Raw genomic sequence first — 23,918 nt, forward strand, 5'->3', positions numbered from 1 at the left:
AAAAAAATTACTTCTATGTAAGTATTTTATGATAAAATATTAATGAAAACAATGCGTGGTTGATTAAAAGTATTGAAAAAGATAGTACTATTCTCTATCGTTAGAATAGCAATGTAAAGCGGTTAAAGTGTGATTTGTATCGGCACTTATGTCGGTAGAGAATTCTAGAATATTGGGGGAGTTTTAATCTATTTAAAATATCGCATTTATCACGAAGAATATGGATTGTATTCACGAAGTGAGGCTGATCGGTATAGTATCAAAATAGAAGAAATTTCTTTGTAATAATTTATAATAACATGTGAGTAACGATTTTATAGGTGGTAAAGATGAGAGGTAGAATTATTAGTCAGGATCAACAAGTTTACTTGGTTTTGGGTGATGATGGTAAGCGCTATCAATTCTCAAATTGGGATTGGTTAGGAAAGAATCCACCGCAGGTGGGGGATGCCGTTGATTTTGTGTGTGAAGGGGATACCATTAAATCTGTTGTTCCTCTTTTAGTGCAACAAGTGTCAGAACACTCACAAGTGGTGGCTGGGGTTGTTTGTTGGTTTTTAGGTTTATTAGGAATCCATCGCTTTATAGTTGGTAAAATTGGAACGGGCATTTTAATGCTTGTTCTGTCTTTATCAATGATTGGATTGATTGTGTCTTTAATTTGGAGAACTGTTGATTTTATATTCATTGTAACGGGCAAATTTACTGACAAAAATGGATATAGAATTACAAACTAGTAAACGCCAAGAATTGTAATATAAAAAGAGATCACATAATTTCCTTATAGCGGAGTTATTCAGCATATAATGCACAATTTTTTGTGAGTAGGAATTTGGTAATGGGCTATTAATGAAAATCATGCATAGTTGAGCGAAATATTAAGAGAATTGTGCTATAAAGACTGTGCTATTTTATGTGGACAAAGCAAAAACGCAGATCGGTAAAGGTGCGCTTTGTACTTCCATTGATGACTATGGGAGTTTTAAGCTATTTCAGTTATCATATTTATCATGGTGAGTATGGGTTATATTCACGAAGTGAAGTTAATCAACAGATTGTCGCATTAGAAGAGGAACTTCATAGAGTAAAATCTAAGCGGGTATTTATTGAAAAGCGTATTTCTCTTTTACGCAACGGGCATATCGAAAGAGATATGTTGGATGAGTATATCCGGAAGAATTTAAATTTTTCCAAGCCAAATGAATTAACAATACTCATTCCCTTCAATGATATTAAAAGTTAATGAAACGCGCTTTAATTCAAGAAATATTTTAACATAATCACCTGTGATATTCTCTAAGCTTATTGATAATGCTTGTAACTTTTGTTCGTAAAGGTTATTCCTAGAGAATTACAAAAGGGAGTTTAATATGGCAGAAAGGTCTAAAAAAGGTTCTGCGTCGGTGGTGCATAATGCATTATCAAACACCACCAAGAAAGCGCCATTAGCTATTTTTACAAAAGAAGAAGAGATTGATGCTTATCGTAAGATGCTTTTAATTCGCCGTTTTGAAGAAAAAGCAGGCCAACTTTATGGTATGGGGCTTATTGGTGGTTTTTGTCATCTCTATATTGGACAGGAAGCTATTGTTACTGGAACACTAAAGGCAGCAAAAGAAGGTGATCAGGTTATTACCTCTTACCGTGATCATGGACATATGTTGGCGGTTGGTATGAGTCCGCGTGGTGTTATGGCCGAACTAACGGGGCGTCAAGGCGGATTTTCCAAAGGGAAAGGGGGGTCAATGCATATGTTTTCTAAAGAAAAGAATTTTTATGGTGGGCACGGTATTGTTGGTGCGCAAGTTCCGATTGGCTCTGGTTTAGCATTTTCGAATCAATATCTTGGTAAAGATAATGTAACATTGGTGTATTTTGGTGATGGCGCTGCTAACCAGGGGCAGGTTTACGAAAGTTTTAATATGGCTTCTCTGTGGAAGCTTCCTGTTATTTATATTATTGAAAACAATCAATATGCGATGGGAACATCTGTTGTGCGTGCTTCAGCGGAGACGGATTTTTCTCGTCGTGGTCTTTCTTTTGAAATTCCAGGTATTGTTGTTGATGGTATGGATGTTCGCGCAGTAAAAGGAGCTGCTGATGAAGCAATTTCGTGGACGCGTTCTGGTAAAGGGCCGTTCATTCTTGATATGCAGACCTATCGCTATCGTGGTCACTCGATGTCTGATCCAGCAAAATATCGCTCCAAGGAAGAAGTTCAGAAGGTAAAAGAAGAGCACGATCCAATTGATCAGGTGAAAAAGCGGATTCTAGAAAAAGGTTGGGCGAGTGAAGACGATTTGAAATCTGTCGATAAAGAAGTTCGTGCGATTGTTGCAGATGCAGCAGATTTTGCGCAAAAGGATCAAGAGCCAGATGTTTCTGAGCTCTATACAGATATTTTAGTTTGATGCGAGGGAAGCGAGTATGTCTATTAATATTTTGATGCCTGCGCTTTCTCCAACGATGGAAGAAGGTAAGTTATCTAAATGGCTCAAGAAAGAAGGTGATAAAGTTCGTTCTGGTGATGTAATTGCCGAAATTGAGACCGATAAAGCAATGATGGAAATAGAAGCTGTTGATGAAGGTACACTTGGTAAAATTTGTGTTCGTGAGGGTTCTGAAGGTGTAAAGATTAATACTGTTATTGCGGTATTGTTAGAAGAAGGTGAAAGTGTTGAGGATCTTTCACAGACTGACAGTTCTTTGAATTTGCATCAAAAATCCAAACAAGAATCTCAGTCTCTTCCTTCGGCAGTACCTGCGTCTTCTGCTTTTGAAACGCGTTCTGATTTAGATATTCCAGCGGGGACAACAATGGTTACCATGACAGTGCGTGAAGCGCTTAATCAAGCTATGGCCGAAGAGATGCGGCGTGATGAGATGGTTTTCTTATTGGGAGAAGAAGTCGCACAATATCAAGGTGCTTATAAAGTAAGCCAAGGTTTATTGGAAGAATTTGGAGAACGTCGCGTTATTGATACACCAATTACAGAGCATGGTTTTGCAGGATTAGCAGTTGGTGCTGCTTTTGGAGGGTTGCGTCCTATTGTCGAGTTTATGACATTTAATTTTGCTATGCAGGCAATTGATCAGATTATTAACTCTGCGGCGAAAACCCGTTATATGTCTGGTGGACAAATGACTGCTCCGATGGTTTTTCGTGGACCAAATGGTGCTGCTGCACGTGTTGGTGCCCAGCATTCTCAGTGCTATGCGGCATGGTATGGTCATATACCAGGTCTTAAGGTTGTCATGCCTTATAGTGCGGCGGATGCAAAAGGTTTGCTAAAGGCTGCTATTCGTGATGACAATCCTGTCATTTTCCTTGAAAACGAGATTTTATATGGTCATCAATTTGATGTTCCTCAAATAGATGATTTTGTTTTACCTATTGGTAAGGCACGTATTCATAAATCTGGACAAGATGTTACGATTGTTGCTTGTGGAATTGGAATGCATTATGCTGTTCAAGCATTGCCAGAAATTGAAAAGCTTGGTATCGATGTTGAATTGATTGATTTACGGACCATTCGTCCAATGGATCTTCCAACAATTGTCTCTTCAGTTAAAAAAACCGGTCGTTTGGTAACAATTGAAGAAGGATATCCGCAGTCATCTGTTGGAACTGAAATAGCAACACGTGTTATGCAGCAGGCTTTTGACTATCTTGATGCACCAGTTGCAACAATTTCTGGTAAAGATGTTCCAATGCCTTATGCAGCCAATCTTGAAAAGTTGGCTTTGCCCAACGTTTCTGAAATTGTTGAAGCCGTTAAGGCTGTGACTTATAGAGCGTAACGGAGGAAAGCACGATGCCTATTAAAATTACAATGCCCGCGCTTTCGCCAACGATGGAAGAAGGGAATTTGGCAAAATGGAATGTTAAGGTAGGGGATAAAGTTTCTGCTGGTGATGTTATTGCTGAAATTGAAACAGATAAGGCGACAATGGAAGTAGAGGCTATTGATGAGGGAACGGTTGCTAAGATCGTTGTTCCTGCCGGTACGCAAGGCGTTAAAGTGAATAGTTTAATTGTTGTTTTAGCAGAAGAGGGGGAAGATTTAGCTGAGGCTGCAAAGGTTGCGCAAGAAACGCCTTCTTCTTTTGCGGTTAAAGAGACGGAGGAAATAAAACAGACAGATTCAACGACAGAACAAGTGTCTCATGTATCATCCGTTCCACAAGGCGTACAGCGAGACAAAAAGGATATGCGTCTTTTTTCTTCTCCCTTAGCGCGACGATTGGCATCTCAGAATGGTCTCGATTTATCTCTTATTTCTGGAAGTGGTCCCCATGGGCGTATTATCAAGCGTGATGTAGAACAAGCGATGAAGAGTGGTGCTGTTGAAGCTGCTGGTTCATCACAAATAAGACAACCGATAGGTGCAGGTGCATCTGACGGACAGATATTAAAGCTATTTAAAGAGGATGAATATACATTCACTCCCCATAATAATATGCGTAAAACGATTGCTAAGCGTTTGGTTGAATCAAAGCAGACAGTACCACATTTCTATGTAACGCTCGATTGTGAACTCGATGCGTTATTGGAACTTCGCACGCAATTAAATGCTGCTGCGCCCATGATTAAAACGCAAGAGGGGGCTAAACCCGCTTACAAGCTTTCTGTTAACGATATGATTATTAAAGCTGTGGCACTTTCTTTGAAGGCGGTTCCCGATGCGAATGTCTCTTGGCTTGAAGACGGAATACTTCATCACAAACATTGCGATGTTGGGGTGGCTGTTTCTGTTCCAGATGGGTTAATTACCCCTATTGTTCGCCATGCAGAGGAAAAATCTCTGTCAATTATTTCTCATGAGATGAAGGATTTTGTCAAGCGAGCACGGGAACGTAAGTTAAAAATGGAAGAATACCAAGGGGGGACAACAGCGGTATCAAATATGGGAATGTATGGTGTGAAAAGCTTTTCTGCTATTCTGAACCCGCCACATGCGACGATTTTTGCGATTGGTGCAGGGGAACAACGTGCTGTTGTTAAAAATGGTGCATTAGGGATTGCGACAGTCATGTCAGTTACACTTTCTGCGGATCATCGTGCTGTTGATGGTGCTCTAGCAGCAGAGCTTGTTCAGACTTTTAAGAAGATGATTGAAAATCCATTAGCAATGCTCATTTGAGTTGTTTAAAAATGCTTCACGTCAATTGATGTATAAACATGGTATATTGAGAGAGTGGAAGCGAATTTAAAGAATTTGAAGAGCAATATTGTTGTATTGTTTAAGTGAGCGAAGGTATTTTATGGGAAGCTTTGAAATGAAAGACACAAAAAAACTTTGTCATATTGTTTTTTCATTTTAAACGTAGAAAGTGCCTATCTATTTTATGTGTGTCCATGGAGGGATTACTGTGGCGAGTCTTTATGATGTAATTGTGATTGGATCAGGTCCTGGTGGATATGTAACTGCGATTCGTGCGGCGCAATGCGGTTTTAAGACTGCGATTGTTGAACGTGAACATCTAGGTGGAATTTGTTTAAATTGGGGTTGTATTCCAACAAAGGCGCTTTTGCGTTCAGCAGAAATGAAGCATTTTTCTGAACATGTGAAGGATTATGGTTTAAAGCTTAATGGTACGATTGAAGCAGATATTAAAGATGTTGTGGCACGTTCGCGTGGAGTTTCGGCGCGTTTAAATGCTGGTGTCGGTTTTTTAATGAAAAAAAACAAAATTGACATTATTTGGGGTGAAGCAAAGCTTACTAAGGGGGCTAAAGGAAACCAGCTTGCAGAAATTATAGTTTCCTCATCATCTAAACCGGTTATGCAACCGCAAAATCCAGTCCCTAAAGGAACATTAGGAGAGGGGACTTATCAAGCAAAGCACATCATTATTGCAACTGGAGCACGTCCTCGCTCTCTTCCTAGTATTGAGCCAGACGGGAAGCTTATTTGGACGTATTTTGAAGCGATGATTCCACAAACAATGCCGAAGTCACTTTTGGTCATGGGATCTGGGGCCATTGGCATTGAATTTGCTTCTTTCTATCATGATATGGGAGCGAAGGTTACAGTTGTTGAAATGATGCCTCATATTATGCCAGCTGAAGATGTTGAAATTTCAACCTTTGCTCGTAAACAGTTGGAGAAAAAAGGACTTCGTATTCTTACACAGGCAAAAGTAACCAAGGTTGAAAAAAACTCTGATTCTGTTACTGCACATATTGATGTGAAGGGCAAGACAGAGACCATTACAGCGGATCGACTGATTTCAGCTGTTGGGGTTCAAGGTAATATTGAAAATCTGGGGTTAGAAGCATTAGGTATCAAGACCGATCGTGGGTGCATTGTAACCGATGAATGGAGTTGGACAGGTATAGAGGGTATCTATGCTATTGGTGATGTTGCTGGTCCTCCTATGTTGGCACATAAAGCAGAAGAAGAGGGCGTAATATGCATTGAACATCTTGCCGGTTTGGAGAATGTTCATCCACTTGATAAGAAGAAAATTCCAGGGTGCACATATTGCACACCGCAAGTTGCCTCTGTAGGGCTTTCAGAAGCTGCTGCAAAAGCAGCAGGTTACGATATCCGTATTGGCCGTTATTCCTTTTCAGCAAATGGCAAAGCGATTGCTTTGGGTGAAGATCAAGGATTAGTAAAAACTATTTTTGATAAAAAAACGGGACAGCTTCTTGGTGCACATATGGTAGGAGCAGAGGTCACAGAACTGATTCAAGGTTTTGTCATTGCCATGAATCTTGAAACAACTGAGCAAGAATTGATGCATACTGTCTTTCCACATCCGACATTATCGGAAATGATGAAAGAAAGTGTCTTGGATGCATATGGTCAAGTTTTAAATGCTTGATGACGAGAGTGTATGAAAGATTGTGTATATAATTTTTCATCATCCTTCTATATTGATGGGGCAAAGGCTTAAATGGTTACGGTTGTTGATAGAGTTACGAATAGACGTTTGCGTCATCCTGAAAAAGCACACCGTCCGGATACAAGCATTCAAAAAAAACCGGATTGGATTCGCGTAAAAGCGCCAACATCACAGGTCTATAAAGAAACGCATGGTATTGTGCGTGCTCATAAATTAGTGACCGTCTGTGAAGAAGCAGGATGTCCAAATGTTGGTGAATGTTGGAGCCAGCGGCATGCCAGTTTCATGATTTTAGGTGAAATATGTACGCGTGCTTGTGCGTTTTGCAATGTTGCAACAGGTATTCCCCTTGCCGTTGATGATAATGAGCCGGAACGTGTAGCGGATGCTGTCGCACAGATGGCTCTAAAACATGTTGTCATTACATCAGTGGATCGGGATGATCTTGCCGATGGTGGTGCTGAACATTTTGCAAAAGTTATTTATGCGATTCGTCGAAAAGCGCCCAAGACAACAATTGAAGTTCTTACACCGGATTTTCGCCATAAAGATGGTGCTTTAGAAATTGTTGTTGCTGCTAAGCCTGATGTTTTTAATCATAATTTAGAAACAGTTCCTTCTAAATATTTAAAGGTTCGTCCAGGAGCACGTTATTTTCATTCAGTTCGGCTATTACAACGCGTTAAAGAACTTGATCCAACAATCTTTACAAAATCAGGAATTATGGTTGGTCTTGGGGAAGAGCGAAATGAAATTCTTCAATTAATGGATGATTTGCGTTCTGCTGATGTTGACTTTATGACAATAGGGCAATATTTGCAGCCTACGCGCAAGCATCATCCAGTTATTCGTTTTGTTCCTCCTGAAGAATTTGAGTCTTTTGCTAAAATTGGTAAAGTGAAAGGTTTTTTACATATGGCTTCTAATCCTCTGACGCGTTCATCTCATCATGCGGGTGATGATTTTGCAATTTTACAAAAAGCGCGTGATGAAAAATTTGCTTTACAGAGATAATGATGCCGACTTTTGCCATACAGCGGCAGATTGCCCATAGTGCCAGTGAGATGTTTGATCTTGTTTCAGATATTGAGCGTTATCCTGAGTTTTTACCAATGTGTGAAGGGTTAATAATACGCTCTCGCCAAGAATATGGAGAAAAGATCTTACTTATTGCTGATATGACAGTTGGCTATAAGGTTATCCGAGAAACTTTTACAACCCAAGTTTTTCTTCAGCCAGAAAAAAATCTTATAGAGGTTCAATATATTGATGGCCCATTCAAATATCTTGAAAACCGTTGGGCTTTTCATAATATTGAGAATACCAATGGATGTAGGGTAGAGTTTTTTATTGATTATGAATTTAAAAGCAAAATGCTTGGTTTAGTGATGGGCTCGATGTTTGATATTGCTTTTCATAAGTTTACAGATGCTTTTGAAATGCGTGCGCATCAAATTTATGGATATCCATCAACATAATTTATGAAGTTGATGTTTTTACACGACATCTATCGGAAGTCGCAGACTATCATTGTGATGACATGAAATTGTGAAAATCGGATAGAGAGAATGTTATCCAAGAGATTGCAAGATCATTTTCAAAGCATTTTCCACAGCTGCATAGCGGATAGCTTTACGATCAAGATTTCCAAAATGCATCTCTTTATGCAGGGTTTTATGATTTTTGTAAGCCACAGCAAAATGCACAAGTCCTACAGGTTTATTGAGACATGCTCCTCCTGGTCCAGCAATTCCTGTTACAGAAACGGCAATTCCAGCATGTGAATATTTTAATCCACCCTCAGCCATTGCAAGAGCAACTTCCTTTGAAACAGCACCGTACGTTTTTATAAGTTCAGCACATACACCAACGAGGCGTGTTTTAGCCTCGTTTGAATAAACAACAAATCCACAATCGAGAACATCTGATGATCCTGCAATATTGGTAAGATTTGCAGCAATGAGGCCCCCTGTACAAGATTCGACAGTTGTTAAGAGTAAACTTTTTTGCCGACAAGCTGTCAGAACGTTACGTGCTTGTTTTTCACAAGAATCTGTCATTTTGGAATTTCTCCTGGATAAAGAACGCTTATTGTTGCTAAAGCCGCAATGCCTTCACCACGACCAATAAATCCGAGTTTTTCGTTTGTTGTTGCTTTGATAGAAATTCGATCAGATGAAATTGTAAGTATTTTCATAAGATTTTCTATCATTTGATGACGATGGGGGCCGATTTTAGGTTCTTCGGCGATCAGTGTGATATCAACATTGGCAATGCGTCCTCCTGCTTTTCTAACAATATCAAGAGCATAACGCAGAAAAATTTCTGAAGAGGCATTTTTCCATTGAGGATCAGAGGGGGGAAAATGTGTGCCGATGTCTCCTGCTCCTTGAGTAGCGAGAAGAGCATCGGTTAAGGCATGAAAAGCAACATCAGCATCGGAATGCCCACTAAGTTTTTTATGAAAAGGAATTTTGATGCCACATAATATGAGAGAAGATCCTTCTTCGAAGGAGTGAACATCATAACCATTGCCAGTGCGGATATCAGGAAACATTTGCATTTTTTTTGGAGATATAAATGTGCAGTTTTAAAATCTTCGTGCCATGTAATTTTTATGTTGTTAGCATCCCCTGGAACAGTTCGTATAGGTATCCCAAACCATTCGGCAATTGCACAGTCATCGGTAAATTCTTGTTTGCAAGTTTGCTGTGCTTTTTCATGAGCAGCTAAGATGTCTTCAAAGGGAAAACATTGTGGAGTTTGGGCCATATAAAGATGGGTGCGTGCAATTGTTTCCAAAACATGACCTGTGCTCTTTACACGTTTGAGGGTATCAGATACGGGAAGAACGGGAAGAACACCTTCTTGAGGACTGAGAGTAATATGAATTTTCTCGAGGAGTTGATTGTCGATAAAAGGGCGGGCACCATCATGAATATGAACATATTGGGGCTTAAACTTTTTAAGTGCGTAAAGTCCATGTAAGGTGGATATTTGACGCGTATTCCCTCCTTCAACAAGAATGAGATGGTCTTTAAAATCGGCGATGGCTTGCTTACAGATTTGGTGATCTTCTGGATGAATAACAAGAACAATAGTGGTAATTACTGGATTTTGTACAAAACAACGCACGGTATGGCAAATAACCGGCTCTTGTCCTAGAAGGCGATATTGTTTGGGAATTTGTTGTGGAGATCCTGCTCTTTCGCCACGTCCAGCGGCTAATATTATCGCTGCAATAGAAATATTTCATCTCCTTTTATATTGCTTTAATTCACTATTTTATGAGCATCCAATTTAAATTGATTTTGGAATTTTTTTCGTTTTAGATCAGCAAGAGATATCACGGATAAGACATCAAAAAAAGCATTTAATGCTTTTTGAAGGGCAGTATTTAAACCACAAAAATCGATCAATGGGCAATTCGATTCTGCGGTATCAAAGCATTCTGCCATAGAGAAATTATCTTCTGTTACTTTCACGACATCAGCGATTGAAATTTCTGTTGCGGGTTTAGCCAATTTAACGCCTCCATTGCGTCCACGTACTGTTTGAACAAAACCTGCTTCAACAAGTGGTTGGAGTATTTTAAATAAAAAAAGCTCGGACACGGCATATGCTTTGGCTATTTCTGGAACACGACTGAGATTCTCTTGATTATCTGCACAATACATAAGCATCCGAAGCGCATAATTTGTCTGTTTGGTTAACCGCATTTCATCTCCTTATAAACTTATCACCACGGGTGTTTTATTTTAAAGATATTTTCAAAATGTAGAAGTTCTTTCTTTATTTGCTAGATTGCTCCATTTTAAATGTGGCATTGCTATTGTCAACTTTTGTCACAAGAGGTTATATGGAGCAATGGGATAAGGGTATGTAAGCGCATGATGAAGACAACATCTGTAACGAGTCTCCAAGATATAGATCAAAATACCTCTAGTGATGAGTTGTATCACCTAAGTAAGATGTATATCTTTTTAGGGATCACAATTATTGTATTGGCTTTGCTAACAGCGTCTGTTTCATTTATCATTCTTATTGGATTAACACCTGTTGTTCCTAGTAGAGCTGTCACTCTTATACTTATAGGGATTAATAGTGTTTGGATTTTAGGATTGGTGATCATCGTTTTTTATGAGATGATTCCCATCATTCGTGCGTGGCGCTCAAGGCGTGCCGGTTCTCGTCTTCATGTTCGCTTGATTTCATTGTTTGCACTTGTCGCAACAATGCCTGCTGTTGCGGTTGCTCTTGTATCGGGGCCTGCACTGAATTTAGGACTTGATCGATGGTTTGATACAACAACACGGCAAATTGTAGGTTCTTCTATCGATTTAGCAAATGCTTATGCAGATGAAATGCTACAAAATTTGAAAAATTTATCCTATGCTATGGCATTTGCACTTGATAATAAGAGGCTTTTAGAACGTAATCCATCTGAATATAGGATGCAATTGACACGTCACGCCATAGGACGCAATCTACGTGGTGCATTTTTATTAAGTTCTAGCGGAACTGTTTTTATATCAAGTGATCTTGGTGATGAAGATAAACTTCCGATTCCTCCTTCCAATCTTATTGCACGTGCAACCAGTGCGAGGCCGTTTTCTTTTCAACCGGGAGTTCATGATTATTTTGGCATTGTTTTAAAATTTACCAATATTCCAAACACATTTTTGTATTTGGTGCGCGATGTTGATAAAGAGGTTCTTTCTGCCTTACGTTTGACGGAAATCAATACGGATCGTTATCGCGATTTAAATGAAAATCGCCTCCTCACGCAAATAGCATTTGGTATGCTTTATCTGTGTCTTTTTTTTAGTTTATTCTTATCAGCCATTTGGGCTGGTATTGCGGTTGCGGATCGTTTGGTACGTCCTATTCGTCGTCTCATTAGTGCGGCTGATGATGTCGCTTTAGGAAATATGGAAGTTTTTGTGCCAGTACGGGCAAAAGATGGGGATATTGGACAATTATCGAAAACTTTTAATTATATGGTCAATGAATTGAAAAATCGGCGCAATGAGTTAATTGCAGTTCGTGATCAAATTGATGAGAGACGACGCTTTTCTGAAGCAGTTTTATCCGGTGTAACAGCAGGAGTCGCTGGCATTGATGATAATGGTGATATTACAATTATCAATCGATCTATGGAAACGATGTTTGGTATTCGCTCTAAACACGTTATTGGGTACAGTCTGTTATCGTTAAGTGGTGAAATCTGGCAGGTTTTTCAGTCTGCGCGCTCCCTAGATCGTAAGAATCATCGAGAGCAGGTTACTTTAAACGTAGCTGGGCAAGAACGCGTTTATAATATACAAATTACAATGGAAGAAGATGATGGGCAGGGACAATCTTGGGTTTTAACGATTGATGATATTACAGATCTCGTAGCAGCACAACGGACATCAGCGTGGGCAGATATTGCGCGACGTATTGCGCACGAAATCAAGAATCCGCTTACACCTATTCAATTATCAGCGGAACGTATTCGTAAACGTTACAACAAAGTAATTACGCAAGATCGAGAGGTTTTTGAGCGGTGTATTGATACGATTATTCGACAGGTTGGAGATATTGGGCGTATGGTTGATGAGTTTTCTTCTTTTGCGCGTATGCCTAAACCGCAAATAAATCTTTTAGATATACGCGGGTTGCTGCGTGAAGCATGTTTCTTGATAGAAGTTACGCGACATGATATTCATTTCGAGCAGGATTTAGGAAGTGTACCGCTGGTAGGTGCCTTTGATAGTCGTTTGATTGTACAAGCTTTTTGCAATGTTATCAAAAACGCAAGCGAATCTATAGATTCGGTTACACGAGAAAAAAATATTCACGGCCATATTCTTATACGTTCTTATTTTAAAGACGGATGTGTGGTTGTAGATGTTATTGATAATGGTAAAGGGCTTCCTAAAGAGCAGAGACAAAAAATATTAGAACCCTATATCACAACGCGGGAAAAGGGAACAGGTCTCGGGTTAGCTATTGTGCGCAAAGTTATAGAAGATCATGGTGGTTCCATGGAGTTGCATGATGCACCGGAGAATTTTTATGAAGGTCGAGGTGCAATGATCCGTTTGATATTTCCAGCAGATGAGGGTAAGCAGGAAAATGTCACACAAGCTACAAGTCGTAAGATAGGGGAATAGGATGGTGTCAGATATCTTAATTGTTGATGATGAAGCAGATATTCGTGAGCTTGTTGCTGGTATTTTGGATGATGAAGGTTATGAGACCCGTGTTGCTTGTAACTCGGACGAAGCCTTAGCGCAAATTGGTGAACGTATTCCAAAGCTTATTTTTTTAGATATTTGGTTACAAGGAAGTCGTCTTGATGGTTTGGCTCTCCTTGATGAAATTAAAACGCGTTATCCTTCTCTTCCAGTCGTTATGATTTCTGGTCATGGTAATATTGAGACGGCTGTTTCTGCTATAAAACGAGGGGCGTATGATTTCATTGAAAAGCCTTTTAAAGCGGATCGACTGGTATTGGTTGCAGAACGGACTCTTGAAAATTCAAATTTAAAACGTGAACTTTCAGAATTACGAAAACGCTCAAATGAAACATTAGAACTGCTGGGAAAATCGACAGCGATAAAACATTTGCAGCAAATCATCGAAAAAGTTGCACCAACCAATAGTCGCATCATGATTACAGGTCCCTCAGGAGCGGGAAAAGAAATGGTTGCACGCGCTATTCACGCACTTTCAACACGTTCGAGTGGGCCATTTGTGACAATCAATGCTGCAACGATCACTCCGGAAAGAATGGAAATAGAATTGTTTGGCAGCGAAATGGAGGGGGGAGAGCGTAAGATTGGTGCATTAGAAGAAGCGCATGGTGGAATATTATATCTTGATGAAATTGCTGATATGCCACGTGAGACTCAAGGTAAAATTCTTCGCGTATTGACGGGACAAACATTTGAGAGAGTTGGTGGTACAAAACGAGTCAAGGTAGATGTTCGTATTATTTCCTCAACAGCACAAAATCTTGAAAACCTCATTTCTGACGGATGTTTTAGGGAAGATCTTTTTCACCGCCTTTCGGTTGTTCCTATTGCGGTTCCACCACTGTCAGCGCGTCGTGAAGACATTCCAGAACTTGTGCGGCATTTTGTTAAAACAATATCACAGCAGGTTGGTATTAAACCTCGTGAAATCAGTGATGATGTTATCGCTATTTTACAAACACATGCTTGGCCGGGGAATGTTCGGCAATTACGCAATAATATTGAGCGCCTTCTCATTCTTGTGCGTGATGGGGATGGTCCAATAACAGCAGAATTTCTTCCTAGTGAAGTGAGTGATTCTTTGCCGCGCGTTCAAATGGATACAGATGGAAGTATAATGGATTTACCATTACGTGAAGCACGGGAATTATTTGAAAAGAGGTATTTAGAGGCGCAAATTGGACGCTTGGGTGGAAATATATCACGGACAGCCGAATTTATAGGTATGGAGCGTTCAGCTCTGCATCGTAAGCTTAAAGCGCTTGGAGTTTCTTAAGATTATGCGTGTTATTATTTGTGGAGCAGGACAGGTTGGTTATGGAATAGCAGAGCGCCTTTCTGCGGACAATCACGATGTTACCGTTATTGATATTGAAACGAGATTGATTGAAAAAATTCGCGATACATTAGATGTGAGAGGTTTTGTTGGTCATGGTTCACGGCCTGAAGTCCTTTTGGCAGCCGATGCCGACAAAGCGGATATGTTGATTGCAGTCACTTTATTTGATGAGGTCAATATGGTTGCTTGCCAAGTAGCGCACTCATTATTTAATGTTCCAACAAAAATAGCACGTATTCGCTCACAATCTTATTTAGAACCGCGCTATAAAACACTTTTTGCTAGAGAGAATATTCCCATTGATGTGGTCATTTCACCAGAAGTTGAAGTTGGGGAAATGGTTTTACGTCGTATTGCTTTACCTGGGGCAATAGATGTTCTTTATTTTTGTAATGATGATATTGTTGCGTTAGCTTTGGAATGTATGGAAGATTGTCCGGTTATTAATACACCTTTGCGTCAATTAACCGAGCTTTTTCCAGATCTTCGCACGACAGTTACTGCTATTAAACGTGGGTCAGAATTATTGGTTGCACACTCACAAACGCAATTACGCGTTGGCGATGTGACCTATCTTGTCGTTGCTCGTGATCAGATGCGTCGGGCCGTTGGGCTTTTTGGTCATAAAGAACAAGATGCTCATCGCATGATTATTGCCGGAGGTGGTCATATTGGTCTTTATGTTGCACAGGCTATTGAAAAGCGCCTTCATAAGTTAAAATTGAAGATTATAGAATCGCATAGAGAGAGAGCGTTAACAATTGCTGATCAGCTTGAAAAAACCACCGTTTTATATGGCAATGTGTTGGACCCAGTAATCCTTCAAGATGCTGGAATTAATCAAGCCGATTTAATGATCACATTGACCAATCAAGATCAAGTCAACCTCTTAAGCGCTATTATTGCTAAAAGATTGGGGTGCAAAGCCAATATGGTTTTGATCAATAATGTTGCTTACCAAGAATTTAGTCGCACAGTTGGTGTAGATGCATATCTTAATCCACATAGTGTGACGATATCAAGAATCTTACAACAAATGCGCCGGGGCCGTATTCGTGCTGTTCATTCGGTTTTTAATGGGCGAGCAGAAATTATTGAGGCTGAAGTAATGCAAACATCTTCATTGGTTGGGAAGTCATTATCAGAACTAGGTTTATCAAATGGTTTGAGAATTGGTGCCATTTATCGCAATAAAACAATCATACAGCTTTCGGCAGATACGCGTATTTTATCTGGTGATCGGATCGTCATTTTTGCTCTTTCTGAGCATGTTCGTGATGTTGAGCAGCTGTTTCGTGTCAGTTTAGAATATTTTTGATATATGTGCTTATGGATATTTGTACTTTTTGGTATAAGGGACGATTAAGATTGGTTGATAGACTATGTTTGTCCTCAATGGTTAAAACTGGTCAACATGTTAAACTTTTTAGCTATGATAAAAAAATAGATAATCTCCCTTTTGGTGTTGAATTGTGTGAAGCCGAATCAATTCTACCGCATTCGGCTATTTACCGTCTTGATCCTCATTTTTCTGATGATAAACCGAGGTGTACAATTGTTCAGTTTTCGGATTTTTTTCGTGTTATGTTGATGAAGCATCAGCAAGGTGTTTGGTTAGATACAGATGTTTATTTGGTTAAACAATTTCATCCAGATGCGGATAAGGTTTGGTTTGCTAGAGAAAATGCTGTAAGAGTGGGCGTTTCGGCACTTTATTTTCCGCCCAATAACCCTATTATAAAAGCGTTTGAAGAGTATTGGGCAGGCACCAAGATGGTTCCTCATTGGCTCGGATTTAAACGTCGTGTTTGGAGGCCATTTTGGTTAAAGAGGAAAAAAATGCCGATTTTACCAGGGAACCTTGGTGTTACGATATTTGGTAATGATGGTATTTCGCGATTAGCTAAACGTCATGGTTTTTTTCATGAGGCAAAGGCAAAGGAAACTTTTTATTATTGGACAGGAAGAAAAGCTGACTACATCTTTGATCCAGCTTTTGGTATTGAACCGCTTGCAGACACACGTTTGATAGGGTTTCATATTCACAGAAAGGCAAAGACCACTCAACGACCTCAGGAAGGAAGTTTTTACCATTGGGCTGTGTCTCGCATTCCTGATGCAGATCATTTGTTTGGGTAGAATGATTATTGCTATTTTAACCACTGGGATTTTAAACTTACTTAAAGAGCGTTATTGTAGCTTGCGTAAAGGAGTAATGTTAGCCTATGAAAAGCATTGAATGCGTAAAGAGCGATTGTTATATGAAGAAGAAAGTAAAAACATGAGTGATCGAATGAAAACAGCATTAAGCCTTGTGCCTATGGTTATTGAACAAACAAATCGTGGTGAGCGGGCCTATGATATTTTTTCTCGTCTTTTAAAAGAGCGGATTATTTTTATTAATGGTCCGGTTGAAGATGGTATGGCGATGCTTGTTTGTGCGCAATTGCTGTTTTTGGAAGCGGAAAACCCTAAGAAAGAAATTAGCCTTTATATTAATTCGCCTGGTGGTGTTGTAACGTCTGGTATGGCAATTTATGATACTATGCAGTTTATTCGCCCTCCGGTTTCCACGCTTTGTATGGGGCAGGCTGCTTCTATGGGGTCGTTACTTCTAACAGCTGGAGCAAAAGGGCACCGTTTTACATTACCTAATGCTCGTATTATGGTGCATCAACCCTCTGGAGGTTTTCAAGGTCAAGCATCAGATATTGAACGACATGCGCAAGATATTATAAAGATGAAACGTCGTTTAAATGAAATTTATGTTCAGCATACAGGCCAAGACTATGAGGTCATTGAAAGAACACTTGATCGTGATCATTTTATGACAGCAGAAGAAGCCAAGCAATTTGGTCTCGTTGATGATGTTATAGAGTATCGAGCAGAAACTGAGAAAGATTAAGGATTTTTATAGAAAAAAGAATTACTTTAAAGAGAGATTTTTGTAAAAATATTGCGCAAATGCGAGGGAAATCCCTAAAAATATTATGATATGCAGTTTTTATATGTCTTTATAATTTTTGTTATGAAACACTTCCTTTGAAAAGCGAAGTATTCATATACCGTGGTGAAAGGAAAGAAAAATGAGCAAAATTGGCAATAGCGGGAGCGAATCGAAAAATACTCTCTATTGCTCGTTCTGCGGCAAAAGTCAGCATGAGGTGCGTAAGCTCATCGCGGGTCCGACTGTGTTCATTTGTGATGAATGCGTAGAGCTTTGCATGGATATTATTCGTGAAGAAAATAAATCTTCTGGGATTAAGGCGCGTGATGGTGTTCCTACTCCACAGGAAATTATAAAAGTTCTTGATGATTACGTCATTGGTCAACAACATGCAAAGCGTGTTCTTTCTGTTGCTGTCCATAATCATTATAAGCGGCTTGCGCATCAGTCTAAGAGCAATGATATCGAATTGGCAAAGTCGAATATTCTTCTTGTTGGTCCAACAGGATGTGGTAAGACTTATTTAGCGCAGACATTGGCGCGTATTATTGATGTGCCTTTTACGATGGCAGATGCTACCACTTTGACTGAAGCAGGTTATGTGGGTGAAGATGTAGAAAATATTATTCTAAAGCTTCTTCAAGCTGCTGATTATAATGTTGAACGTGCACAACGTGGTATTGTTTATATTGATGAGGTTGATAAGATTTCTCGTAAAGCTGAAAATCCTTCTATTACAAGGGATGTTTCAGGAGAAGGTGTTCAGCAAGCGTTGTTAAAAATTATGGAAGGAACGATTGCTTCTGTTCCCCCTCAAGGTGGTCGTAAGCATCCACAACAAGAGTTTCTACAAGTTGATACAACAAATATTTTATTTATTTGTGGGGGTGCTTTTGCTGGTTTGGAACGGATCATTTCAGGACGTGGTGAAAAAACTTCTATTGGCTTTTCTGCTACGGTTAAAGCGCCTGATGAACGTTGTGTTGGTGAAATTTTTCGCGATTTAGAGCCTGAAGATCTTATAAAATTTGGTTTGATACCAGAGTTTATTGGCCGTCTTCCTATTGTCGCCACTTTAGAAGATTTAGATACTAACGCTCTTGTACAAATTTTATCACAACCAAAAAATGCGTTGGTGAAGCAATATCAACGTCTTTTTGAGATGGAAAATGTTGAGCTAGCATTTCATGAAGATGCTTTACGGGTTATTGCTAAAAAGGCAATTGAACGAAAAACCGGTGCGCGTGGCTTACGCTCTATTATGGAAAAGATTCTTCTTGAAACGATGTTTGAGCTGCCATCCCTTGAAGGTGTTCAAAAAGTCGTTATCTCAAGTGATGTCGTTGATGGGAAAGCGCGTCCCCTTTATATTTATTCAGAACGTGCAGAAGATAAAGAAAATGTATCGGCATGATGTTGTGCGATATGGGAAGTCGTAATATCATTTGAGGATGGAACTTTTGGGATATTATAAACACAATGCTTGATTTATATGTTCACAGTTACCATCTCATGCATTTTAGAACGAGAGGTCTTCTAGGGGTGGGCGTGTGTAGTGGATAGATTATAGGCTCCAGAAAGGAGAGTTATGCGATATATTGATGAACAGACAGGTGAAGTAAGAGAGGGGTTTTACGCTGTTTTGCCTCTTCGTGATATTGTTGTCTTCCCCCATATGATTGTTCCGCTTTTTGTAGGACGAGAAAAATCAATCCGTGCTCTTGAAGAAACAATGGCTGTTGATAAACAGATATTGTTGGTTACGCAAAAAAATGCTTCCGATGATGATCCAAAACCAGAAGATATCTATGATATTGGTACGTTTGCTAATATTCTTCAACTTTTAAAGCTTCCTGATGGAACTGTAAAGGTTTTGGTTGAGGGTACTGCACGTGCAAAAATTAGCCAATTTGCTTTGAGTGAAGATTATCATCAGGCTTATGCAACTGTCACAGAAGAGCTGAGAGAGGATGATGTTGAGATTGAAGCTCTTTCAAGATCAGTCATTGCTTATTTTGAAAATTATGTAAAACTGAATAAAAAAATTTCTCCTGAAGTTGTCAATGCGATTGGACAAATTGATAATCCTTCTAAGCTTGCCGATACTATTGCTTCCCATTTGATGATTAAGCTTTCAGAAAAGCAGGAAATATTAGAGCTCTTACCTATACGTGATCGTCTTAGACGTGTTCTTTCTTTCATGGAAGGAGAAATTTCTGTTTTGCAGGTTGAAAAGCGTATTCGTTCGCATGTGAAACGGCAAATGGAAAAGAACCAGCGAGAATATTATCTCAATGAGCAGATGAAAGCTATTCAAAAAGAGTTAGGAGCGGGTGATGATAGCCGAGATGAACTTTCTGAATTGGAAGAGCGTATTAAGAAGACAAAACTTTCGAAAGAAGCAAATGAGAAAGCGGAGGCAGAATTAAGAAAGTTACGAAATATGTCCCCTATGTCTGCAGAGGCAACAGTTGTGCGTAACTATCTTGATTGGTTATTAGCAATGCCTTGGGGAAAAAAATCGAAGATTAAAAACAATTTAGACTTTGCTGAAAAGGTTATGAATAATGAGCATTTTGGTCTTGAGAAAGTCAAAGAGCGAATTATTGAATATTTAGCAGTACAAAGTCGCGCTTCAAAAATAAAAGGTCCCATTATTTGCTTATTAGGACCTCCCGGTGTAGGGAAAACATCACTCGCGCGCTCTATCGCAAAAGCAACTGGGCGTGAATATGTTCGTATTTCATTAGGGGGAGTGCGGGATGAAGCAGAAATTCGTGGACATCGCAGAACATATATTGGTTCTATGCCTGGAAAAATTATTCAGTCTATGAAAAAGGCTAAAAAATCTAATCCGCTTTTCTTACTCGATGAAATTGATAAAATGGGGCAGGATTTTCGTGGAGATCCTTCATCGGCTTTGTTAGAGGTACTCGACCCTGAGCAGAATGGTACCTTTATTGATCATTATTTAGAAGTTGAATATGATCTTTCTGATGTCATGTTTATTACAACGGCTAATACGCTTAATATTCCAGGGCCATTAATGGATCGAATGGAAGTTATTCGTATTGCTGGTTACACTGAATGTGAGAAAATGGAGATTGTTAAGCAGCATCTTTTACCGAAAGCCTTGAAAGACCATTGTTTATCTAAAAAAGAGTTCAGTGTTTCTGATGGTGCGGTAAGATCGATTATTCAATATTATACGCGTGAAGCGGGCGTTCGTAACCTTGAACGTGAATTAATGAAGGTAGCACGTAAATCAGTTACAAAAATTCTTAAAACACATCAAAAATCCGTAAAGATCACAGAAAATAATATTGATGATTTCTTGGGTGTTAAACGTTACCATTATAACCAGATTGAGGGAGAAAATCAGATTGGTGTTGTGACGGGGCTTGCTTGGACAGAGGTTGGTGGAGAGCTATTAACCATTGAAGGGGTGATGATGTCAGGTAAAGGCAAGATGACCGTAACTGGAAATTTGCGTGATATCATGAAAGAATCAATTTCAGCGGCAGCATCTTATGTGCGTTTTCGTGCTGTTGATTTTGGCATTGAACCTCCACTTTTTGATAAACGTGATATACATGTTCATGTTCCAGAGGGTGCTACACCTAAAGATGGTCCATCAGCAGGAATTGCCATGGTAACAGCAATTGTTTCAGTCCTCACAGGAATAGCGGTTCATAAGGATATAGCAATGACTGGTGAAATTACTTTGCGTGGTCGTGTTTTACCGATTGGTGGATTGAAGGAAAAACTGTTGGCAGCTCTTCGAGGAGGGATAAAAAAAGTGCTTATCCCTGAAGAGAATGCAAAAGACTTGGTTGATATTCCCGATGATGTCAAAAACAATATGGAAATTATTCCAGTAAATCATGTGAGTGAAGTTCTTAAACATGCTTTGGTTCATTCCCCTGAGCCTATTGAATGGACAGAACCTCCTACGCTTCCTATACCTATCAGAACAGAGAGCGATAGTGAAGGAGTACAGATTGCACATTGATTCATGAGTCTTTATTTGCAATGGCATTTTCTGAAGCAGCAGAGGGTGTTTTCATGTTTATTTTTTATTTATTTTGCAAAAAAGTAAAAAATTCCGTGAATAACTTTGATTATTGCTAAAAAAACAATGTTTTGAATAAAAATAAGGCTTCTGTTTGCTGTACTTTTCAATAAACTGTCGATAACACGGTTAAGTTGTGTTATCAGCTAATATAGGGAAAGGAAATATTCCATGAATAAAAGTGAATTGGTTAGCTCCGTTGCTGAAAAAGCAGGTGTTTCAAAGGCGCAAGCTGGTTCTGTTGTTGATGCTTTTATCGCTTCTGTAACAGAAGCTTTGGCTTCGGGGGGAGATGTTCGTCTTCCAGGTTTTGGTTCTTTTGAAGTTTCTCATCGTGCCGCTACAAAGGGGCGCAATCCTTCAACGGGTGCTGAAATTGATATTCCAGCACGTTCTGTGCCAAAATTTTCCGCAGGAAAAAGTCTTAAAGAAGCTGTTAATAACAAGTAATTTGAGCAACACTAAAAAACCCGATTTTATTTATAAACGGGTTTTTTTTATGTTCTATTTTCGCTTTTTGCGTGAAGTGCTTTGATATGTGTTGTTTTTGCCTTTTCAATAAAAGGCTTTCTAGTAGACATTCTTATGAATTATAAAGATTGCCTTTTATTTTGTTATGTCGACACAAGATATTTTCATAGAGCAAAAGGTTATGCAGTAATAGAAAAGCCATTATAGTAAGGTATGGCACATGTTCGATTTTTTCTCATTACTATAACGTATTTTATGGCATTATTTATTTTCAAGAATTGAAATATATTTACAATTTCTACGGTGAGAGTTAGAGATCACTTATAATGAAAAAAGTCTTTTAAGTTTCTCATGCTATTTAATAAAAGAGTGCGGTCTTCATAAGTTATAGTAGTCAGTCTTATCAAAAGAATTGAAGACAATTTCACACAAAAAACATCGAGATTTGTTTGACTAGAGAGTGTCTTTTATAAAAAGGAGCTCTTTTGTTCTTTGTCTGCTAACCATTGAAGACAATCATTAAGAGCTCGAGCCGTTAGGGCTTGTTTTTTTGCTATTTTTTTTTCTTTGCTTGACAAGTGTTTTCCTGAGAGCTCAAGAGGATTGATAGGAGGAAAAAGTCCAAAATTAATATTCATTGGTTGGAAGGATTGCCTTTTTTCTTCGTTGTCTACGATATGTCCTCCTGTAATATGGTTCAAAAGGGCTCCAAATGCTGTGGTTAATGGTGGTAGGCAAGGGCATTTATTGTGGTATTCCGCAGCGGCAAAACGCCCAGAAAGAAGCCCTATGGCGGATGATTCGACATAACCTTCACATCCCGTAATTTGTCCAGCAAAACGCAGTTGGGGTTTTTGTTTTAAACGAAGAGTTTGATCAAGAATGATTGGTGAATTGAGATAGGTATTGCGATGGAGTCCACCAAGGCGTGCAAATTCAGCGTTTTCAAGACCAGGAATCATTCTAAAAATACGAACTTGTTCTCCATATTTCAGTTTCGTTTGAAAACCAACCATATTATAGAGGGTTCCAAGCTTGTTATCTTGGCGTAATTGGACGACGGCGTAGGGTTTAATTGTAGGATTATGAGTATTGGTTAATCCCATAGGTTTCATCGGACCATGTCTGAGGGTTTCAAGCCCGCGTTCAGCCATAACTTCAATTGGTAGACATCCATCAAAATAGGGAGTTTTTTCAAAGTCGCGGAATTCTATTTTTTCTGCACTTTTTAATGCTTGAACAAAAGCGTTATATTGTTCTTTATCAAGGGGACAATTAAGATAATCCTTTCCTGTTCCCTCAGGACCGATTTTGTCATAGCGAGATTGATACCAACAGACATCCATATCAATACTATCAGTATAGATAATAGGAGCAATAGCATCAAAAAAGGAAAGTGCTTCTGTTCCGGTTATTTCTTGTATTGCTTGAGCAAGAGTCGGCGAGGTAAGGGGACCTGTTGCAATGATAATATGCAGCCAATCCTCAGGAAGCTTTTGGATTTCCTCACGTTCTATTTTTATAAGAGGGTGATTTTCAAGTGATTCTGTAACAGTTTTAGAAAATCCATCGCGATCCACGGCAAGAGCACTTCCAGCTGGTACTTTATTGGCATCAGCAGCCTTCATGATGAGGGATTTTGCCAATCGCATTTCAGCGTGTAAAAGTCCTACAGCATTTGTAGATGCATCGTCAGAACGAAAAGAATTTGAACAAACCAGTTCGGCAAGTTGATCAGTTTTATGGGCATCAGATTTCTTATGAGGCCGCATTTCATGCAAAACAACAGGGATTCCTGATTGAGCAATTTGCCAGCACGCTTCACTACCTGCTAGACCGCCACCGATGATATGGATTGGAGTATTGGATATATTTAACATAACATACTTTTAACGGAAGCAGTTCTGTATGAAAAGCATAGATTTTTTTTATAATTTGTAAGAATGAGATACATTTGTTTTTTTTAATATATTTGTTTGCTTTTTTTCTTGA

At 39.2% G+C, this 23,918-nt stretch carries 19 protein-coding genes and 1 pseudogene; 16 read left to right on the forward strand and 4 right to left on the reverse strand.

What is annotated here, in order from left to right; all coding sequences use genetic code 11:
- The first annotated feature begins 329 nt into the window (after nt 1-329).
- The 8 genes from LNM86_RS02105 to LNM86_RS02140 all read left to right on the forward strand — a co-directional run bounded on the left by LNM86_RS02105 (nt 330) and on the right by LNM86_RS02140 (nt 8,333).
- Nucleotides 330-737 (forward strand): TM2 domain-containing protein, encoded by a 408-nt coding sequence (locus LNM86_RS02105; protein WP_241438239.1) that lies wholly within the window; start codon nt 330-332, stop codon nt 735-737.
- A 176-nt stretch (nt 738-913) separates the two neighbouring features.
- The gene (locus tag LNM86_RS02110; RefSeq protein ID WP_241438240.1) at nt 914-1,243 is read left to right on the forward strand and encodes an FtsB family cell division protein; all 330 of its coding nucleotides are present in this window, start codon (nt 914-916) and stop codon (nt 1,241-1,243) included.
- 127 nt (nt 1,244-1,370) lie between these two features.
- On the forward strand, nt 1,371-2,411 hold the full coding sequence (pdhA, locus tag LNM86_RS02115) for a pyruvate dehydrogenase (acetyl-transferring) E1 component subunit alpha (protein WP_241438241.1): 1,041 nt from the start codon (nt 1,371-1,373) through the stop codon (nt 2,409-2,411).
- 16 nt (nt 2,412-2,427) lie between these two features.
- Nucleotides 2,428-3,801 (forward strand): pyruvate dehydrogenase complex E1 component subunit beta, encoded by a 1,374-nt coding sequence (locus LNM86_RS02120; protein ID WP_241438242.1) that lies wholly within the window; start codon nt 2,428-2,430, stop codon nt 3,799-3,801.
- Nucleotides 3,802-3,815: 14 nt separating this feature from the next.
- Nucleotides 3,816-5,144, forward strand: a complete 1,329-nt coding sequence (locus LNM86_RS02125; RefSeq protein WP_241438243.1) for a pyruvate dehydrogenase complex dihydrolipoamide acetyltransferase — start codon at nt 3,816-3,818, stop codon at nt 5,142-5,144.
- Nucleotides 5,145-5,373: 229 nt separating this feature from the next.
- On the forward strand, nt 5,374-6,834 hold the full coding sequence (lpdA, locus tag LNM86_RS02130) for a dihydrolipoyl dehydrogenase (protein ID WP_241438244.1): 1,461 nt from the start codon (nt 5,374-5,376) through the stop codon (nt 6,832-6,834).
- 72 nt (nt 6,835-6,906) lie between these two features.
- Nucleotides 6,907-7,869, forward strand: coding sequence for a lipoyl synthase (gene lipA, locus LNM86_RS02135; protein ID WP_241438245.1), 963 nt, complete (start codon nt 6,907-6,909; stop codon nt 7,867-7,869).
- 2 nt (nt 7,870-7,871) lie between these two features.
- The gene (locus LNM86_RS02140) at nt 7,872-8,333 is read left to right on the forward strand and encodes a type II toxin-antitoxin system RatA family toxin (RefSeq protein ID WP_241438880.1); all 462 of its coding nucleotides are present in this window, start codon (nt 7,872-7,874) and stop codon (nt 8,331-8,333) included.
- A gap of 93 nt (nt 8,334-8,426) precedes the next feature.
- On the opposite strand, the gene LNM86_RS02145 is transcribed toward LNM86_RS02140, so the two are convergent.
- From LNM86_RS02145 to rirA, 3 genes and pseudogenes are all read right to left on the reverse strand, one after another.
- A complete protein-coding gene (locus tag LNM86_RS02145) occupies nt 8,427-8,915 on the reverse strand; it encodes a CinA family protein (protein WP_241438246.1) in 489 nt (162 codons plus the stop codon).
- A pseudogene (locus tag LNM86_RS02150) lies at nt 8,912-10,104 on the reverse strand (bifunctional 2-C-methyl-D-erythritol 4-phosphate cytidylyltransferase/2-C-methyl-D-erythritol 2,4-cyclodiphosphate synthase). The gene LNM86_RS02145 and the pseudogene LNM86_RS02150 overlap by 4 nt, the downstream one beginning before the upstream one ends.
- Before the next feature lie 23 nt (nt 10,105-10,127).
- Complete coding sequence (rirA, locus tag LNM86_RS02155; RefSeq protein ID WP_241438247.1) at nt 10,128-10,574, reverse strand: iron-responsive transcriptional regulator RirA; 447 nt, start codon at nt 10,572-10,574, stop codon at nt 10,128-10,130.
- Between the two features lie 174 nt (nt 10,575-10,748).
- Here rirA and LNM86_RS02160 point away from each other — a divergent pair, with 174 nt between their 5' ends.
- The 8 genes from LNM86_RS02160 to LNM86_RS02195 all read left to right on the forward strand — a co-directional run bounded on the left by LNM86_RS02160 (nt 10,749) and on the right by LNM86_RS02195 (nt 21,905).
- Complete coding sequence (locus LNM86_RS02160) at nt 10,749-13,013, forward strand: sensor histidine kinase NtrY-like (protein ID WP_241438881.1); 2,265 nt, start codon at nt 10,749-10,751, stop codon at nt 13,011-13,013.
- 1 nt (nt 13,014) lies between these two features.
- A complete protein-coding gene (gene ntrX / locus LNM86_RS02165; RefSeq protein ID WP_241438248.1) occupies nt 13,015-14,373 on the forward strand; it encodes a nitrogen assimilation response regulator NtrX in 1,359 nt (452 codons plus the stop codon).
- A 4-nt stretch (nt 14,374-14,377) separates the two neighbouring features.
- Complete coding sequence (gene trkA / locus LNM86_RS02170; protein WP_241438249.1) at nt 14,378-15,754, forward strand: Trk system potassium transporter TrkA; 1,377 nt, start codon at nt 14,378-14,380, stop codon at nt 15,752-15,754.
- Nucleotides 15,755-15,765: 11 nt separating this feature from the next.
- Nucleotides 15,766-16,575, forward strand: coding sequence for a glycosyltransferase family 32 protein (locus tag LNM86_RS02175; protein ID WP_241438250.1), 810 nt, complete (start codon nt 15,766-15,768; stop codon nt 16,573-16,575).
- A gap of 142 nt (nt 16,576-16,717) precedes the next feature.
- Entirely contained in the window at nt 16,718-17,341 is a 624-nt protein-coding gene (clpP, locus tag LNM86_RS02180) for an ATP-dependent Clp endopeptidase proteolytic subunit ClpP (RefSeq protein WP_241438251.1), read from the forward strand.
- A gap of 181 nt (nt 17,342-17,522) precedes the next feature.
- Entirely contained in the window at nt 17,523-18,797 is a 1,275-nt protein-coding gene (gene clpX, locus LNM86_RS02185) for an ATP-dependent Clp protease ATP-binding subunit ClpX (protein WP_241438252.1), read from the forward strand.
- A gap of 174 nt (nt 18,798-18,971) precedes the next feature.
- Nucleotides 18,972-21,395: an endopeptidase La gene (lon, locus tag LNM86_RS02190; RefSeq protein ID WP_241438253.1), complete on the forward strand. Its 2,424-nt coding sequence runs from the start codon at nt 18,972-18,974 to the stop codon at nt 21,393-21,395.
- Between the two features lie 231 nt (nt 21,396-21,626).
- Nucleotides 21,627-21,905, forward strand: a complete 279-nt coding sequence (locus LNM86_RS02195) for an HU family DNA-binding protein (RefSeq protein WP_241438254.1) — start codon at nt 21,627-21,629, stop codon at nt 21,903-21,905.
- A gap of 488 nt (nt 21,906-22,393) precedes the next feature.
- On the opposite strand, the gene trmFO is transcribed toward LNM86_RS02195, so the two are convergent.
- Entirely contained in the window at nt 22,394-23,806 is a 1,413-nt protein-coding gene (gene trmFO, locus LNM86_RS02200) for a methylenetetrahydrofolate--tRNA-(uracil(54)-C(5))-methyltransferase (FADH(2)-oxidizing) TrmFO (protein ID WP_241438255.1), read from the reverse strand.
- Nucleotides 23,807-23,918: the final 112 nt, after the last annotated feature.

Source organism: Bartonella machadoae (assembly GCF_022559585.1).
Taxonomy (GTDB): domain Bacteria; phylum Pseudomonadota; class Alphaproteobacteria; order Rhizobiales; family Rhizobiaceae; genus Bartonella; species Bartonella machadoae.

Excerpts from the sequence above, each read along its gene's own strand:
- pdhA (WP_241438241.1), top strand. The coding sequence starts at position 1,371 with ATGGCAGAAAGGTCTAAAAAAGGTTCTGCGTCGGTGGTGCATAATGCA.
- lipA (WP_241438245.1), top strand. The coding sequence starts at position 6,907 with ATGGTTACGGTTGTTGATAGAGTTACGAATAGACGTTTGCGTCATCCT.
- LNM86_RS02125 (WP_241438243.1), top strand. The coding sequence starts at position 3,816 with ATGCCTATTAAAATTACAATGCCCGCGCTTTCGCCAACGATGGAAGAA.
- trmFO (WP_241438255.1), bottom strand. The coding sequence starts at position 23,806 with ATGTTAAATATATCCAATACTCCAATCCATATCATCGGTGGCGGTCTA.
- LNM86_RS02195 (WP_241438254.1), top strand. The coding sequence starts at position 21,627 with ATGAATAAAAGTGAATTGGTTAGCTCCGTTGCTGAAAAAGCAGGTGTT.
- LNM86_RS02140 (WP_241438880.1), top strand. The coding sequence starts at position 7,872 with ATGCCGACTTTTGCCATACAGCGGCAGATTGCCCATAGTGCCAGTGAG.
- rirA (WP_241438247.1), bottom strand. The coding sequence starts at position 10,574 with ATGCGGTTAACCAAACAGACAAATTATGCGCTTCGGATGCTTATGTAT.
- LNM86_RS02110 (WP_241438240.1), top strand. The coding sequence starts at position 914 with ATGTGGACAAAGCAAAAACGCAGATCGGTAAAGGTGCGCTTTGTACTT.
- LNM86_RS02105 (WP_241438239.1), top strand. The coding sequence starts at position 330 with ATGAGAGGTAGAATTATTAGTCAGGATCAACAAGTTTACTTGGTTTTG.
- lon (WP_241438253.1), top strand. The coding sequence starts at position 18,972 with ATGCGATATATTGATGAACAGACAGGTGAAGTAAGAGAGGGGTTTTAC.
- LNM86_RS02145 (WP_241438246.1), bottom strand. The coding sequence starts at position 8,915 with ATGACAGATTCTTGTGAAAAACAAGCACGTAACGTTCTGACAGCTTGT.
- clpX (WP_241438252.1), top strand. The coding sequence starts at position 17,523 with ATGAGCAAAATTGGCAATAGCGGGAGCGAATCGAAAAATACTCTCTAT.
- clpP (WP_241438251.1), top strand. The coding sequence starts at position 16,718 with ATGAGTGATCGAATGAAAACAGCATTAAGCCTTGTGCCTATGGTTATT.
- ntrX (WP_241438248.1), top strand. The coding sequence starts at position 13,015 with ATGGTGTCAGATATCTTAATTGTTGATGATGAAGCAGATATTCGTGAG.
- LNM86_RS02175 (WP_241438250.1), top strand. The coding sequence starts at position 15,766 with ATGGATATTTGTACTTTTTGGTATAAGGGACGATTAAGATTGGTTGAT.
- LNM86_RS02120 (WP_241438242.1), top strand. The coding sequence starts at position 2,428 with ATGTCTATTAATATTTTGATGCCTGCGCTTTCTCCAACGATGGAAGAA.
- trkA (WP_241438249.1), top strand. The coding sequence starts at position 14,378 with ATGCGTGTTATTATTTGTGGAGCAGGACAGGTTGGTTATGGAATAGCA.
- LNM86_RS02160 (WP_241438881.1), top strand. The coding sequence starts at position 10,749 with ATGAAGACAACATCTGTAACGAGTCTCCAAGATATAGATCAAAATACC.